This is a genomic window from Nocardia yunnanensis, assembly GCF_003626895.1.
GTDB classification, from domain to species: domain Bacteria; phylum Actinomycetota; class Actinomycetes; order Mycobacteriales; family Mycobacteriaceae; genus Nocardia; species Nocardia yunnanensis.
In genome coordinates, this window is the sequence record NZ_CP032568.1 from 3,075,757 (window position 1) to 3,090,346 (window position 14,590).

A 14,590-nucleotide genomic window follows, 5' to 3' on the forward strand; every position below is an offset into this window, starting at 1 on the left:
GGGAGGATGCGTGTCCGTACAACCGGAGAAAGTGTCTGTACCGCCCGAGGGGACCGGGCAGCCCGAACAAGCCGGGCAGCCCGAACATGCCGTGCCGCCCGAGGACAAGTGGCAGCCCGAGGCCGCCGATGTGCGCCCGGAGTGGGCGCCGCTGACGGTCGACCTCGACCGGCCCAGCGCCGCCCGGGTCTGGGACTTCCTGCTGGGCGGTTCCCACAACTTCCGCGTCGACCGGGCCTTCGCCCGCGAGATGATGATCCAGATGCCCGATGCGCAGGTGATCGCCCGCGAGAACCGGGCCTTCCTGCGCCGGGCCGTGCGCTTCCTGTCCGAGCAGGGCATCACCCAGTTCCTCGACATCGGGTCCGGCATCCCGACCGTCGGCAATGTGCACGAGGCGGCCCGCGCGGTGCGGCCCGGCGCCCGGGTGGTGTACGTGGACAACGATCCCGTCGCCGTCACCCACGGCAGCGCCCTGTTGAAAGACGACCCCAACACCCTCGTCATCGAAGGCGACCTCGGCAGTCCCGGTGCGTTCCTCGGCGCCGGGGGTGCGGCCGATCTGCTCGATTTCACCCGCCCGGTCGCGGTGCTGCTGCTGGCGGTCATGCATTTCGTCCCCGACTCCGCCGATCCGGCCGGGATCATGGCGCAGATCCGCGAGCGGCTGGCGCCGGGCAGCTACCTGGTGATGGTGCACGGCAGCGCCGAGACCGACGCCCACCACGCCGTGCAGGAGATGTATCAGCGCACGCCGACCGCGCTCACCATGCGGCCGCGCGCGGAGATCCTGCGGCTGTTCGACGGATTCGAGCTGGTGGCGCCGGGATTGGTGTCGCCGTCGGACTGGCGGCCCGAACCACCCGGCGAGCCGGTGCTGAAGTCGCCGGGCTACGCGGGCGTGGGGCGCCTGTGATGTCCATGCGGCCGGTGGGTGTGGCGCGATCGGGTCCGCCCGACCGCGAACACGCGCTGCGCCGGGCCGCCACCGAATACCTGCGGCTGCTCGCCCAGGCCGGCTACCACCCGACCGACACCACCGTGGCCGTCGAACGCACCACCGAGTTCCTGCGGCAGCTCGACCACATCAGCCACGAGGACGGCGAAAACGCCGGCGCCGCACGGATTCTCGGCGCGGAACTGGCGGGCGCGATTCCCGGGCTGCCCACCAGCTCCCGCTTCGTCGGTCCGCTGGCCAGCGCCATCCTGCTGGCCGCGCCGACCGAGGCGACCCCGGCCTGGGCGCTGCACGCCGGGTACGCGGTGGCCGGTTACGCCGAGGCGCTGGCCGAACGCGCACTCGGCGAGCAGGAGACGATCCTGCGCGCCGCGGTCGCCGCCCGCGAACACCGGATCACCGAACTGCAGGACCGGCTGCATCACGCCGCCACCCACGATCGCCTGACCGGGCTGTCCAATCGGGCCGTGCTCGAGGAATGGTGCGGCCGGCCACTGGCCGAGACGGGTGCGCTGGCCATCCTGGTGGTAGACCTGGACGGGTTCAAGCAGATCAACGACCGCTACGGCCACCGGGTCGGTGACGAGCTGCTGGTGGCCGTCGCCGAACGGTTGCGGCTGGTGACCGGTCCCGAGGACTGCGTATGCCGTTACGGCGGAGACGAATTCGTCATCGCCACCGCCGGCGGCGACGACAAGGCGCAGGCGATCGCCGCCCGGCTGCTCACCGATATCGCGCAGCCGTTCCAGCTGTCGGCCGGGCCGGTGCGGGTGCGCGCCAGCATCGGGATCGCTACCGCCGAGGCGGACAGCCGGGACGCCGCGAGCCTCATCCACACCGCGGACCGGGCCATGTACGTCGCGAAATCCGGTGGCGGACACCGCTATCACACCGAGCATCGACCGAGCGAGTGAGCATCGGCCGGAGGGGTGAGCATTGACCGAACCCGCCGGACTTGGTGCGGGAAAGCGGGTATTCGGCGGAGAACTTCCTGGGGTTTTGCTGTCTGAGACGAATCTCTTCGAATCGAGTTTGAAATGATCAGGTTTCACTACTGTTCGCTGCCATGATCCACAACACTCGTCGCGCCGGATTCGTCACCCTCGCCCTCGCCGCCGTCCTGATCGGAGTGGCCGGACCGGCCACCGCCGACACCCCCTCGGGCTCCGCCACCAGCGGCTCCTCAAGCATCAGCTCCAGCAATGGCACCTCGCCGCTGGGCAACTTCTGGTCCACCATCGTCAACAGCATCAGCGTCGCGCTGGGCTCCTCCGCGCCCACGCACTGACCGTCCCGAATCAGCAGTCTGCCGCGCGACCTTCGGTGCGCGGCAGACCTTTTCGGTTTTCGGGGACGTGAGGCGTCAGCGAACGACGTCGAAGACGTTCTTCTGCACACCGTTCGAGTAGGACTCGGATTCGACGAGCCGCAGCCGCTGGGCGTCCTTGTCGGTGGCGCTGAACAGCCGCTTGCCCGCGCCCAGCAGCAGCGGGAACACCAGCAGGTGATAGCGGTCGATCAGATCCGCGTCCGAGAGCGCGCGCACGAGGGATGCGCTGCCGTGCACGATGATCGGCCCACCCTCGGTTCGCTTGAGCGCGGCGACGTCCTCGAGCGAGCGCAGGATCGTGGTCTCACCCCAGTTCGAGACCAGCTCGCCGTCGTTCAGCGTGGTGGACACCACGTACTTCGGAATCGCCTTGTAGCCCGCGAACTCGACCATGTCCGGCCACACCGGGCTGAACGCCTGGTAGCTGACCCGGCCCAGCAGCATCGCGGCGGCCTCGTCCTGCTCGCGGCCCTTGATCTCGTAGGCCTCGGGCACGAACTCGATGTCCTTGAAGGTCCAGCCCGAATTGCGGTAGCCGGGTTCACCGCCCGGCCCCTCCACGACCCCGTCGAGAGAGATGAAGGCAGTGCTGATCAGAGTGCGCATGAGATGTCTCCTGATAGAAGCTGCGGGGCTCCTCCGTCAGGACAATATAGGTCGCCGCGCTCAGCTCGGGCGGCGCAACGGCATGCCCGCCGCCGCGTAGATGGCGTCGATGACCGACATGTTCGCGAGCGCGTCCTCCGGGCCGGTGCGGATCGGCTCGCCGCGCAATACCGCCGCGGCGAAGGCGTCGAGCTGATAGTCGTACGACGGTCGGCGGTCGAAAGTGCGCAGGCTGCGGCCGGATTCGGTGCGCAACGCCATGACGTGACCCAGTTGCGGGGCCATCGGATTGAACAGGCGCATGCGGCCGCGCTCACCGACGATGGTGGCGGTGACGCGCGCCAGGTTCCGCGACCACATCGAACACAGCACCCGCCCGGTGTGGCCGGACGGGAAGCGCAGCTGCGCGGTCATGGCACGATCGATGCGCGGGTCGCGCAGAATCGGCTGGGCGGACACCACTTCCGGCTCCTCGCCGCCGAAGGTGCGGGCCATGTGCACGGTGTAGCAGCCCGCGTCCATCAGCGCGCCGCCGGCGAGGTCGTAGTTGTAGCGAATATCGGCGAACTTGGGCAGCGGGAAACACAGCGCGGTGTCCACCCGCAGCAACGGGCCCAGTTCGCCCGCGGCGATGATCTCCTCGGCCTGCCGGGTCAGCGGGTGATAGCGATAGTGGAACGCCTCCATCACCACCCGATCCGAATCGGTTGCCAGCTTGGCGATGTCGCGCGCCTCGTCGGCATTGGCGGTGAAGGGTTTCTCACACAGCACATGCTTGCCGGAGGCGAGGGCGGCGCGAATCCAGCGGCCGTGCAGGCCATTCGGCAGTGGAACGTAGACCGCGTCCAGGTCGGGGGCTTCGACCAGGGCGTCGTAGCCGTCGTAGATTCGCGCGATGCCGTGCTTGCGGGCGAACCGCTCGGCGCGGGTCCGATCGCGGGCGGCGATCGCGGCCACCTCGACTTCGGGATTGCGCCGGGCCGGTCCGATCAGGGCCGGCGGGGCGATGCTCGCCGCACCCAGAATCCCGATCCGGAGGCGGGCGGGGGTGGAGTCGTTCATCGCATCGAACCTACCGCCGCCCGTCGTGGATGTCAGCGGCCGACGCGATCACGTGCGCGAAAACGCAAGTGCTCCAAGGTGATCCAGACGAGTCCGGTCAACAGCGTGACGAGGGTGGCCAGGGAGCCGCCGAGCAGGCGGCCGTCGGCGGCGCCGCTGACGGTCCAGGCCAGGATGAGGACGGCGGCCAGCAGCAGGGTGGGGCCGGGCCAGTCGACACCGTCGAGCACGGTGTCGGGGGTGTCGGATCGCGGGGTGGACAGTACTTCCGAGGGGGCAGGCAGAACGCGGCTGTCGGGCATCGGAGATCTCCCTAGGCTGTCGATGACTTCCGCTACACGGGATGCCCAGCTGTCCCTAGATGAAACGGCCATTGACGGCGTGTCGCCGCCCTCACACTGCCCTTGCGGGGCGCGGCCCTGTTGGCTAACGCACAGCGACATCTGTGCTTGACTCGTCGCATGTTCGAGCGAGCACCGCGACACCCGGTGGCCTGTGCGATCCCAGCCCCGCCGACGGCCTGCGACAGCGCCGCGACCACGGCGCCGGCCGCATGAGCGTTGACTATCGTAGGCGGATGGCTGTGGGGGAAGACGACAAATCCGCTGAGGCGGAATCGAATTCCGGCGCTGTGAGCCTGTCCGCGGATTCGGCGAAGGGTGCGTCCGCGGTCGTGCCCGCGGTGAGCGATCGCATGTTGATCACGGGTGTGGTGCTCGCGGTGGCGGCGGTGGTGTGGCACGTGTACGCACTGCCGCTGGACAATCCGTACTACGGGCTGTTCAACAATGCCCTCGACCTCGAGGTCTATCGCGCGGGCGGTGCGGTGTTCCGCAATCGCAGCGGGCTCTACGACGGACCGGTCGTCTTCGGTATGGAGTTCACCTATACGCCGTTCGCGGCGCTCGTCTTCGTGCCGCTGACCGTGGTGTCGCTGATGAAGGCGAAAATCCTGTGGTGGGTCGCCACCATGCTGGCGCTGGTCGCGCTGACCGGACGCTGCCTGCTGGGGCTGCACTACCGGAATACGGTGCGCACCTGGGTGTTCGCGACGCTGCTGGCGGTCGGGTGCACGGTCCTCGAACCGGTGCGCACCACCCTGTGGCTCGGGCAGATCAACGTCTTGCTGGTGCTGCTGATCGTCTGGGATCTCACCCGGCCGCCGGGGGCGCGGCTGCGCGGGGTGGGTGTCGGCCTCGCCGCCGGGATCAAGCTGACGCCCGCGCTGTTTCTGCTCTACCTCGCCTGCACGCGGCAGTGGCGGGCCCTGGGTGTCGCGACCGGCACGTTCGCGGCGACCATCGCACTCGGTTTCGCGCTGCGTCCCGGCGACGCCTTCGCCTACTGGCACGGCCAGGTCACCGCGGCCGGACGGGTCGGGGCGGTGGACTCGCCCGCAAATCAGTCGGTCAACGGGCTGATCGCGCAACTGCTGCGGTTCTTCGACATCGAGCGGTTCGCGGTGGACGGCGGGACCGTGTTCCAGCCGCCCACCTGGCTGTGGCTGCTGGTCGTGGTGCCGGTGGTCGCGCTCGGGTTGGCGGCGGCGACCGTGGCGCACCGGGCCGGGCGGGAACTGCTGGCCATCACCGTGACCGGCATGACCTCCGCGTGCGCCTCGCCGTTCTCGTGGGGTCACCACTGGGTGTGGTTCGTGCCGTTGGTGATCCTGGCCTGGCAGTACGCGCGCACCGCCGACCGCCGGACGGCCTGGCTGGCCCCGGCCGGTGTGGTGCTCATCGGGTTCTGCTGGTGGTGGACCTTCTCCGACCGGCCGCCCATGGAAGGCTCGCCGCATCCGATCGGGATCGGGTTGTTCCTGCTGCCGCGCGCCGACAATTCGGTGTGGTTCGCGTATTTCACCGTGCCGACCTACGCCGGGTGCTATGTGCTGGTGCAGTTGGTCACGAGCGGTCTGGTCCTCAGGCGATACATTGACCCGGTACGCATTCCTTCTCGAAAGGCCCACCACCATGTCGATTGCCGCTGACAAGGTCGTTTCCATCGAATACACCTTGACCGACGACGACGGCGAGGTGCTGGACACCTCGGTCGGCGACGAGCCGCTGGTCTACCTGCACGGCGCCGAGAACATCGTCGAGGGCCTGGAGCGGGCGCTCGAGGGTCGCAAGCCGGGCGACGAGCTCGAGGTCGTCGTCGAACCCGAGGACGGCTACGGCGACTACCTGGTCGAACTGGTCAGCACCGTGGAGCGCGACGCCTTCGTCGGCGTCGAGGACCTCGAGGTCGGCATGGAGTTCGAGGCGGAGGCGCCGGACGGCGAATCGCAGATCGTGGTGGTGCGCGCGGTCGACGGTGACGAGGTCACCATCGACGCCAACCACCCGCTGGCGGGGCAGCGGCTGCACTTCAAGGTGAAGGTCCTCGACATTCGCGACGCCTCCGAGGACGAGCTCGCGCACGGCCACCCGCACGGCGACGACGACCACGAGCACTGATTCGGCACCGGGCGGGCGGGTTTCAGCCCGAATAGGCCCAGCCGCGCACCGTCTCGACCGCGATCCGGATCACCGGACCGGTCGGCGGCGTGGCCCGATACTGCGGATATTTGGCAGTCAGCCATTCCATGGGATCCGCGAGATCGGCTGGGCCGGTGAGGATTTCGGCTCGGCCGTCGAGTCGCGTCCACCACAGCCGGGTCCAGTCCTCGTCGTAGTGGTCGGCCAGCAGTGATACTCGCGCATTGGCTGTGATATTGCGCAGCCGCCGCAGGTTCGTTGTGGATTTCGGTTTGTGATCGATGGCGATGACCGCGAAAAGCGGTGTGTCCGTGGGGGATACCGCGAAGGTGACCGGGACCAGATGTGGCTGCCCGGCCGCGTCGGCGGTGGCCAGGCGCGCGACCCGGGCGTCGCGGAACCGGGCCAGGGCGGCCGACACGTCCAAGCGCACGACTGAACGGTAGCCCGCCGGTGCCGCCGAGTGGCTTCAGGGGCGTGCGACGAGGCCGTCCAGGACCGTGCGCAGGTTGCGGTGCCATTGGTCGGGGGCGGCCGTGAGGCCGATGGTGCGGTCGGCGGTGGCGACCCCGGCCAGCAGGAAGGCGACATCCTCCCAGGGGATGTCGGCGCGCATCGACCCGTTGTCCTGTGCGCGGCCGACCAATTCGCGCAGCCGCTCGCGCAGGTCGCCGAGGCAGCGCTCCAGATCGCAGCTGCCCGCGCCGCCGAGGGCCTCGTTCACGCCGCAGCTTTCTTTGCGCAGGGTCACGTAGGCGGCGGCGAATTCGGTGAAACCCCGCCAGGGGTCCGGGTTTTCGAGGGCGCGGTCGGCGGCGGCCACGGCCTCGTCGAGCACCTCTTCCAGCACCACTTGCAGCAGTGTCTCGAGGGAGGGCACGCGGCGGTAGAAGGTGCCCTTCCCGACGCCCGCGCGCTGGGCGACCTCCTGGGCGGTGACGTTCACCCCGGTCTCGGCCACCGCCGATCGAGCCGCGACCACCAGTCGCTCGAGATTGCGGCGTGCGTCGGCACGCGGGGTCGGCCCGGGTTCGCGGGCCAGCAGGCGGTCGACGGCGGTCATGACCGGGACTCTAGCAAAAGTGGACTTTCCGAGTCCGCTTGGCTAGCGTCAAAACGGACCGACCGAGTCCGTTTAGTGGAGGAGTGAACGATGGCCGACCGCCTTCGAGTGGGAATCATCGGTGCCAGTCCCGACCGCGGCTGGGCGGCGCGCGCCCACATCCCGGCCTTGCACGCCCTGCCGGATTTCGAACTCACCGCCGTCGGCACCAGCCGCCGCGAGAGCGCCGAACGGGCCGCGCGGGAATTCGGCGCCGAGTACGCGTTCACCGACGCGAGCGCTCTGGCCGAACATCCCGAGGTCGATCTGGTCGTCATCACCGTGAAAGTGCCGGCGCACGCCGAACTGATCGGCGCCGCCCTCGCAGCCGGTAAGCATGTGTATTCCGAATGGCCGCTCACCCGAACCACCTCCGAGGCCGAAGCCATCGTCGCCGCGGCCGCCGCCGCACCGGGTCGCCACGTCGTCGGCCTGCAGGCCCGCTTCGCGCCCGCGGTTCAGCGAGCCCGGGAACTGCTCGCCGAAGGCCATGTGGGCGAACCGGTTTCGGCCACCGTCTACTCCTCGCGCGGCAAGGGTGCGGGCGGCCGCATCCCGCAGTGGGCGGCCTACACGCTCGACCGCGACAATGCCGCCGGCCTGCTGGAAGTCGCCGGAGGACACACCCTGGACCCGCTCGAGTATCTACTGGGCGGGCTCACCGAACTGTCGGCGGACCTCGCGATCCGCAACTCCCACAACACCGTGCTCGAAACGGGGGAGCGGGTGCGGGCCACCAGCCCGGATCACCTGCTGTTGAACGCCCGCATCGGCGAGGTCGTGGTCTCGGCCCACCTGCATGACGCGAAGCTCACCGGTGCCCACACCCGCATCGAAATCTCCGGCACGGCAGGCGATCTGGTGCTCGCCAACGACACCGCCGCCGGAGCGCCCGGCCTGCACGCGGGCGGCATCCAGATGAGCGATCTGACCCTGCTGGCGTCTCGCCCGGACGGCAGTTGGCAGGACCTCACCCCGGCCGACCCGGCACCGCTCGCGAGCTTGCCGGTCGAATCCCGCAATGTCGCACGGTTTTACGCCCGTCTCGCCGAGGACATCACCGGCGCGGACACGGTGCCCTCGTTCGAGACGGGCCTGCGCATGCACCGCATCCTCGACGTCATCCGCCGCAGCGCCGATTCCGGTGCGCGGCAACCGATCCCGAACTGACGCTCAGGCCACGAACGCGCCCATGGTCGGCACCCACTCGACGATCCGCTTGTCGGTGAGCAGGCCCTCCCGCTGGAACGGGTCGTTCTCGAACAACTCGCTGACCGCGTCGAGGGAATCGGCCCGCACCAGGATCAGCGCGCCCGACCCGTCCGGGTACGGGCCGCTGGTGAGCACGACGCCCTCGTCGACGAGGGCGTTGAGCCACGCGCGGTGCGCCGGACGGTGCTCGTCGCGGCCGGGGACGGTGGCGTCGGAGTAGACGTAGTGGACGGCGAAAACGGCCATGGCTGATCGCTCCTGATCGAAATGACGGAAACTGGATACGGAAGAGTCAGAGCGTCAACAGCATTCGGGTGTTCCCGAGCGTGTTCGGCTTGACGTAGGACAGGTCCAGGAACTCGGCGACACCGGTGTCGTAGGACCGGCACATCTCGGCGTACACCTCGGCGGTCACCGGCGTGCCCTCGATCTCCACGAAGCCGTGGCGGGCGAAGAAATCCACCTCGAAGGTCAGCACGAACAGCCGCCGCAACGCCAGCTCCCGCGCCACCGTGATCAGCTGCTCCACCAGCAGCCGCCCCGCCCCGGTGCCCTTGATGTCGGGATGCACCGCGACGGTGCGCACCTCGCCGAGATCGGCCCACAGCACGTGCAGCGCACCGCAGCCCACGATCTGCCCGTCGAGTTCGGCGACCCAGAACTCCTGCACCGCCTCGTACAGGGTGACCAGGTTCTTCTCGAGCAGGATCTTGCCGGCGTAGATGTCGATGAGGTTCTTGATCGCGGGCACATCAGAGGTTCGCGCTCGGCGGACGACCGGCGTGTTCGCCGCCTGCCCGCCGATGGAACCGCTGTCTGGTACCCGTGTTGTCATGGGGTGCACAGTAGTCGGCCCGCGTACCGATAGGCTTGTCGGTGTGTCACACATCCAGTCCCCCCGCACACCGGCACGGTCCGGGCACCAGGGCCGTCTTCGCGGCCGGTGGGGGCTCTGGTGACGGTGCAGCGTGACGAGATCGAGGGACGCTGGGCGGACGCGGGTCCGGCGGCGACGAGCCCGGAATATATTGCGGCGGCGAGCCCGGAATATATTCCCGCGCCGCGCCCCGAGACGGTAGTGGAGCCGGCGGCGGTGCCGCTGATGAACATCGCCAATGTGCTGACGGTGCTGCGCATCCTGATCGTGCCGCTGTTCCTGCTGGCGCTGTTCGCCGCGGGCGGCCACGACACCGAGTGGCGCTGGATCGCCGCGGCCCTGTTCGGCGCCGCCGCCATCACCGACCGCATCGACGGGCAGCTGGCCCGCAAGTACGGGCTGGTCACCGACTTCGGCAAACTCGCCGATCCGATCGCCGACAAGGCGCTCATCGGGTCCGCGCTGATCGGGCTGTCGATGCTGCACGATCTGCCGTGGTGGATCACGGTGGTGATCGTGGCCCGCGAAATCGGCGTCACGTTGCTGCGGCTGGCCGTGGTGCGACGCGGGGTCATTCCCGCGGGCCGCGGCGGCAAGCTCAAGACGCTGGTGCAGTCCGTCGCCATCGGGGTGCTGCTGTTGCCGCTGTCGGGTGGATTCGCTTCCGCCGGAATGGATTTGATGTACGTCGCGGTCGTGCTGACGGTCGTCACCGGGCTCGACTACCTCGTGCAGGCCGCGCGCCTGTGGTTCGGGCCGGGCGGCAGCCGTGCCGCCTAGGGTCCGGCCCGATATCGAGGGCACGCTGTCGCGGGTGGCGACCGCCGCGCCCATCCCGCCGGATCCGCTGGTCGTGGCCGCGCCCGCCGCCGAGCTGGTGGCCGCCCTGGCCGCCGCGGGCCAGACCGTCGCCACCGCGGAATCGCTGACCGCGGGCCTGCTGGCCGCGACCATCGCGGGAATTCCGGGGGCGAGCGCGGTGTTGCGGGGTGGACTGATCGTCTACGCCACCGACCTCAAACGGTCGCTCGCGGGTGTGAGTGCGGACACGCTGGCCGCCGACGGCCCGGTGGCCGCGACCACCGCCGAACAGCTCGCCGTCGGGGCGCGCCGGCGCTGCGGATCGGACTGGGGAATCGGGCTCACCGGTGTCGCCGGACCCGAACCTCAGGACGGACGGCCGGTTGGCACGGTATTTGTGGGTATAGCGGGTCCACAGTCCACCGAGGTACTTCGGTTGAAGTTGTCGGGGGACCGGTGGACGATCAGGGTGGGCGCGGTCCGCGCCGCGGTCACCGAACTCGTCCGCTCGGTAAGGGGCGAGTGAAGGAGCCGGGAACGCGCGGCCGACGCCGGACGTTGTCCAGTCGAACGCTGGGTCCGGCGAGATGAGTGTGAGGAGAACGAGATGACGCTGCTGCGTGAAGCGATCGGGGAAAGCCTGCGGCGTGCTCGGGTCGCCCAGAGCCGGACACTGCGTGAGGTCTCCACCTCCGCGCGCGTGAGTCTGGGATACCTGTCGGAGGTGGAACGGGGTCGCAAGGAGGCCTCCAGCGAGCTGCTGGCCGCCATCTGCCAGGCCCTGGATGTGCCGCTGGCACAGGTGCTCTTCGACGTGAGCGCGGCCATGGCCGACGCCGACAAGGCCACCGCGCTGGCGCGCGAGAAGGCGTCCACGAGCGCCGTGGCCAAGCTGCCCGCCAAGCCGGGCGCGGCCAAGGTCTCCGCCGCGACGGTCGCCCCCAAGGGCGGCGATGGGGACGTGGCGCTGGCCGCCGACGGAACGTTCGGCCCCCGCATCGTGATTCCGGCCCCGAAGCCGGATCGTCTGGTGCTGGTGTCCGCCAAGTGATGACCTCGATCGAGCTGAGAGACGAAGACTGTGCTCCGGAGCCGAAAGGGATAAATTCTCTGTAGGCTCCGTGCCGGAGGCGTCGCGCTGTTGCCGAAATCTCCGGAACGGGCCGTTGCACAGTGGAGATAGGGACAACAGGGGTGCGCGACGGTCGCGCACTACTTGTCGCGCTACGGGGCGCGGCACGTCATATGGAGGCGGGATCAATCGATGGCTAATCCGTTCGTGAAGGCCTGGAAGTACCTGATGGCCCTCTTCGACTCGAAGATCGAGGAGCATGCGGATCCGAAGGTTCAGATCCAGCAGGCCATCGAGGAAGCCCAGCGTCAGCATCAGGCCCTGTCGCAGCAGGCCGCATCGGTGATCGGCAACCAGCGTCAGCTGGAGATGAAGCTGAACCGCCAGCTCGACGAGGTCGAGAAGCTCAATGCCAATGCGCGCCAGGCGGTCATGCTCGCCGACCAGGCCGGCACCGCCGGCGATACCGAGAAGGCGATCCAGTACACCAATGCCGCCGAGGCTTTCGCCGCGCAGCTGGTGACCGCCGAGCAGTCCGTCGAGGACCTCAAGGTGCTGCACGACCAGTCGCTGCAGGCCGCCGCCCAGGCCAAGAAGGCCGTCGAGCAGAACGCGATGCTGCTGCAGCAGAAGGTCGCCGAGCGCACCAAGCTGCTGTCCCAGCTGGAGCAGGCCAAGATGCAGGAGCAGGTGTCGGCCTCGCTGCAGCAGATGGACTCCACCCTTTCGGCCCCCGGCGCGGTCCCCAGCCTGGACGCGGTGCGCGAGAAGATCGAGCGTCGCTACGCCAACGCCCTCGGCGCCGCCGAGCTGGCCGGCAACTCGGTCCAGGGCCGCATGCTGGAGGTCCAGCAGGCCAGCGTGCAGATGGCCGGCCACAACCGCCTCGAGCAGATCCGCGCCTCCATGCGCGGCGACGCCCTCCCGTCCGGCGGCAACGCGGCCCAGCCGCAGATCCAGCAGGGTCAGCCCGCCCAGCCCGCCGCCCAGCCCAACTTCAACAAGGGCCAGGCCGCCCAGCAGTAACTGCTGCGCGAAAGGTAGTGCACGATGGGGAGATCGCGGGCCGACCAGAGTCCCGCGACCTCCCCTGCGCGTTTTCTCCGCCGAACCCGCGCGAAAACCCCGGACCCCATCCCCGGTCTCCCGTCCCCTTTCCCGCCGACCGCAACCCCGCAGCAGCAGTCGGCGACCCAGCCGATGCCCGCGACGCCGCCGCCGACCGCGACCCAACCCCTGCCGGTGACCTCCGCCCCTCCCGAATCCGCCCCGCCGGGACCAGCATTCGCACCGGGTGGCCCCGCCGCACCGGCCCCGGCCGCAGCCTCGGATATCGGTCGAAACGCCGGTCCTGCTGGATTCTCCAGCGCTCAGCCGTCGACGCGGATGCCCCTTCCGCACTCCGGTGCACCCGGTGTCGGCCGGAATTCGCCTGTCGGCTCGCCGGATCCGGCCCAACGGTGGGCGGACCCCGCACAGCAGTGGGCCAATCAGACACAGTCGGATGTGGCGGCCGGCGTTGCCCCGCCGCCGGATTCCCGTTGGGCGGACCTTTCCGCCAGAGGTCACTCCGCGCCGGTTGTCGGTGGGCCCGGCTACCGTGGCTCCGTGGAATCGGCCCAGCCGTGGACAGCGGCGAATCAGACTCCCCACCCGACGGCGCCCCCCGCCTCCGCGCCGCGGCCCCCGAGCCTGGGCGGTGTGCGGGCTTCGTTCACCGCGAGTGACCCGGGTGCTGCGCCTGGCGTGTCCGAATCCGCTGCCCGGGGTGGTCGTAAGCGGCGCAAGCGGGAGCGGGCGACCGAGGCGGTGCGGGAGGTGTTGGCGCCCACCGGGTTCGAGCCGGAGGAGTTGGCGCAGCGGCTGCCGGATACCTTGCGGGGGGTGGGGGAGCAGGCTTTGGTCGCGGTGCGGAAGTGGGCCGATCCCCGGGAACGGGAGTTGCGTAAGCGGCGGCGGGCGCGGCGGCGGAGTTTCCGGTTGGGGACGGCTTCGGGGCTGACGACGGCCGGAACCGTTGGGCTGGTACTGATCTCGGCTCCGGCGTGGGCGGTGATCGTGGTCGGCGGCGGCGCGGTCGCGCTGGTCACCGGAACCGCGGTGACAGCCAAGCGGTATTGGGAGATGCGGCGCGAGCCGTTGCCGCAGGCGGCGTTCGTGCCGCGCAAGCTGCCTCCGATCCGGTCGGCGGCGCGGGCGTCCATCGCCCGATTGGTCAAAGCCGAACGGGCGCTGCACGGATTGCACGCCCAGATCGCGCGATCGGGCCGCCTGCCTGCGGACGACCTCGACGACACCCTGGAAACCGCCACGTCCGGCGCCGCCGCCCTGCACGCGCTGGCTCAGGACGTGGTCGCCATGGAGCGAGCCGCCGGCGCGCTGGGCGCGAATTCGCCGCTGGGCGAGCACGTCCGGGCCGTCTCGATCCGCCTGGACAGCGGCGTCGTCGAATACGAGGGCATGGTCGCCGCGGCGGCCCGCGTCCTGGCCGTCCCCCAGAGTGCCGCCGTCGCAGACGATCTCGGCTGGGCCATGCTCCACCTCCGCGACGCCGCCGACCGCCTCGACGGCTGGGCCCAAGCCCTCACCGACCTAGCCGACCAGCGCTACCGCGGCCACCCCTGACCGTTTCCACCACCCTGCCGCCGTGGTCGCGGAGTCGTGCATCGGCGCGCGCGGATGTCGCAGTTCGTTGGGGTGTGGGCTCCGGGCAAGGCCGGAAGGTCTCGGGGTGAACCCTGATTCTGTCCCGGATATCGGTGCTGACCTGGTGATTTTCTCAGGTGGAGGGCGCAGTATCGATGGTGACGGATCGCGCGGACGGCGGTTCGGAGACCAGGAGGCATGGAATGTTTTGGAAGATTCTCGGCGTCGTCGTCCTCGTGTGGATCGCCTTCGCGATCATCGGCACGCTGATCAAGGCGCTGTTCCCGCTTGTGATGGTGGCCGCGGTCATCTTCGGCCTGTACGTGCTGTACAAGGCGCTGTCGGGTTCGAAGGACAAGTCGCCCCTCGGCAAGTTCTGACGCACAGCGCCACCGCGGACCGCCCGCCCCGATGATCGGGGCGGGCGGTCCTTTGTCCGTATCA

19 protein-coding genes are annotated in these 14,590 nt (G+C 69.5%); 12 read left to right on the forward strand and 7 right to left on the reverse strand.

Translation table 11 applies throughout. The annotated features are described in order from the left end of the window. Positions 1-31: 31 nt before the first annotated feature. The 3 genes from D7D52_RS14250 to D7D52_RS14260 all read left to right on the forward strand — a co-directional run bounded on the left by D7D52_RS14250 (position 32) and on the right by D7D52_RS14260 (position 2,246). Positions 32-916 carry an SAM-dependent methyltransferase gene (locus D7D52_RS14250; protein WP_222932826.1) on the forward strand — a complete coding sequence of 295 codons (885 nt, stop codon included), beginning with the start codon at positions 32-34 and terminating at the stop codon, positions 914-916. Continuing rightward, entirely contained in the window at positions 916-1,872 is a 957-nt protein-coding gene (locus tag D7D52_RS14255) for a GGDEF domain-containing protein (RefSeq protein ID WP_120736763.1), read from the forward strand. Before D7D52_RS14250 ends, D7D52_RS14255 begins: the two co-directional genes overlap by 1 nt. Before the next feature lie 152 nt (positions 1,873-2,024). Then, positions 2,025-2,246: a hypothetical protein gene (locus D7D52_RS14260; protein ID WP_120736765.1), complete on the forward strand. Its 222-nt coding sequence runs from the start codon at positions 2,025-2,027 to the stop codon at positions 2,244-2,246. 75 nt (positions 2,247-2,321) lie between these two features. Here the strand turns inward: D7D52_RS14260 and D7D52_RS14265 are convergent, their stop codons facing one another. From D7D52_RS14265 to D7D52_RS14275, 3 genes are read right to left on the reverse strand one after another with little or no spacing between them, the layout of a single operon-like run. Further along, positions 2,322-2,894 (reverse strand): dihydrofolate reductase family protein, encoded by a 573-nt coding sequence (locus D7D52_RS14265; protein WP_120736767.1) that lies wholly within the window; start codon positions 2,892-2,894, stop codon positions 2,322-2,324. A 60-nt stretch (positions 2,895-2,954) separates the two neighbouring features. Beyond that, positions 2,955-3,956, reverse strand: coding sequence for a Gfo/Idh/MocA family protein (locus D7D52_RS14270; RefSeq protein WP_120736769.1), 1,002 nt, complete (start codon positions 3,954-3,956; stop codon positions 2,955-2,957). Between the two features lie 32 nt (positions 3,957-3,988). Beyond that, complete coding sequence (locus tag D7D52_RS14275) at positions 3,989-4,258, reverse strand: hypothetical protein (RefSeq protein ID WP_120736771.1); 270 nt, start codon at positions 4,256-4,258, stop codon at positions 3,989-3,991. A 275-nt stretch (positions 4,259-4,533) separates the two neighbouring features. On the opposite strand from D7D52_RS14275, the gene D7D52_RS14280 reads away from it, so the two are divergent. After that, the gene (locus D7D52_RS14280) at positions 4,534-5,946 is read left to right on the forward strand and encodes a glycosyltransferase 87 family protein (RefSeq protein ID WP_162958313.1); all 1,413 of its coding nucleotides are present in this window, start codon (positions 4,534-4,536) and stop codon (positions 5,944-5,946) included. Next, positions 5,930-6,415, forward strand: a complete 486-nt coding sequence (locus tag D7D52_RS14285; RefSeq protein ID WP_120736775.1) for an FKBP-type peptidyl-prolyl cis-trans isomerase — start codon at positions 5,930-5,932, stop codon at positions 6,413-6,415. Before D7D52_RS14280 ends, D7D52_RS14285 begins: the two co-directional genes overlap by 17 nt. A 22-nt stretch (positions 6,416-6,437) precedes the next feature. Here the strand turns inward: D7D52_RS14285 and D7D52_RS14290 are convergent, their stop codons facing one another. Next, a complete protein-coding gene (locus tag D7D52_RS14290) occupies positions 6,438-6,869 on the reverse strand; it encodes a TIGR03668 family PPOX class F420-dependent oxidoreductase (RefSeq protein ID WP_120736777.1) in 432 nt (143 codons plus the stop codon). Positions 6,870-6,905: 36 nt separating this feature from the next. Beyond that, a complete protein-coding gene (locus D7D52_RS14295) occupies positions 6,906-7,499 on the reverse strand; it encodes a TetR/AcrR family transcriptional regulator (protein WP_120736779.1) in 594 nt (197 codons plus the stop codon). Between the two features lie 90 nt (positions 7,500-7,589). On the opposite strand from D7D52_RS14295, the gene D7D52_RS14300 reads away from it, so the two are divergent. After that, entirely contained in the window at positions 7,590-8,708 is a 1,119-nt protein-coding gene (locus D7D52_RS14300) for a Gfo/Idh/MocA family protein (protein ID WP_120736781.1), read from the forward strand. Positions 8,709-8,711: 3 nt separating this feature from the next. On the opposite strand, the gene D7D52_RS14305 is transcribed toward D7D52_RS14300, so the two are convergent. Both D7D52_RS14305 and D7D52_RS14310 read right to left on the reverse strand, forming a co-directional pair. After that, positions 8,712-8,996 (reverse strand): YciI family protein, encoded by a 285-nt coding sequence (locus tag D7D52_RS14305; RefSeq protein ID WP_120736783.1) that lies wholly within the window; start codon positions 8,994-8,996, stop codon positions 8,712-8,714. 46 nt (positions 8,997-9,042) lie between these two features. Continuing rightward, the gene (locus D7D52_RS14310; protein ID WP_120736785.1) at positions 9,043-9,585 is read right to left on the reverse strand and encodes an amino-acid N-acetyltransferase; all 543 of its coding nucleotides are present in this window, start codon (positions 9,583-9,585) and stop codon (positions 9,043-9,045) included. A 267-nt stretch (positions 9,586-9,852) separates the two neighbouring features. Between D7D52_RS14310 and pgsA the strand changes: the two genes are divergently transcribed. From pgsA to D7D52_RS37735, 6 genes are all read left to right on the forward strand, one after another. Further along, positions 9,853-10,407: a CDP-diacylglycerol--glycerol-3-phosphate 3-phosphatidyltransferase gene (gene pgsA, locus D7D52_RS14315; RefSeq protein ID WP_120744102.1), complete on the forward strand. Its 555-nt coding sequence runs from the start codon at positions 9,853-9,855 to the stop codon at positions 10,405-10,407. 52 nt (positions 10,408-10,459) lie between these two features. Then, positions 10,460-10,954, forward strand: a complete 495-nt coding sequence (locus tag D7D52_RS14320) for a CinA family protein (RefSeq protein WP_120744103.1) — start codon at positions 10,460-10,462, stop codon at positions 10,952-10,954. Positions 10,955-11,035: 81 nt separating this feature from the next. Next, on the forward strand, positions 11,036-11,479 hold the full coding sequence (locus D7D52_RS14325; protein ID WP_120736787.1) for a helix-turn-helix domain-containing protein: 444 nt from the start codon (positions 11,036-11,038) through the stop codon (positions 11,477-11,479). A gap of 213 nt (positions 11,480-11,692) precedes the next feature. After that, complete coding sequence (pspA, locus tag D7D52_RS14330; protein ID WP_120736789.1) at positions 11,693-12,526, forward strand: phage shock protein PspA; 834 nt, start codon at positions 11,693-11,695, stop codon at positions 12,524-12,526. A gap of 720 nt (positions 12,527-13,246) precedes the next feature. Then, positions 13,247-14,125 (forward strand): phage shock envelope stress response protein PspM, encoded by an 879-nt coding sequence (pspM, locus tag D7D52_RS14335; protein ID WP_246023861.1) that lies wholly within the window; start codon positions 13,247-13,249, stop codon positions 14,123-14,125. Positions 14,126-14,349: 224 nt separating this feature from the next. Beyond that, positions 14,350-14,526, forward strand: coding sequence for a hypothetical protein (locus D7D52_RS37735; protein WP_162958314.1), 177 nt, complete (start codon positions 14,350-14,352; stop codon positions 14,524-14,526). The last annotated feature ends 64 nt before the right edge of the window (positions 14,527-14,590 follow it).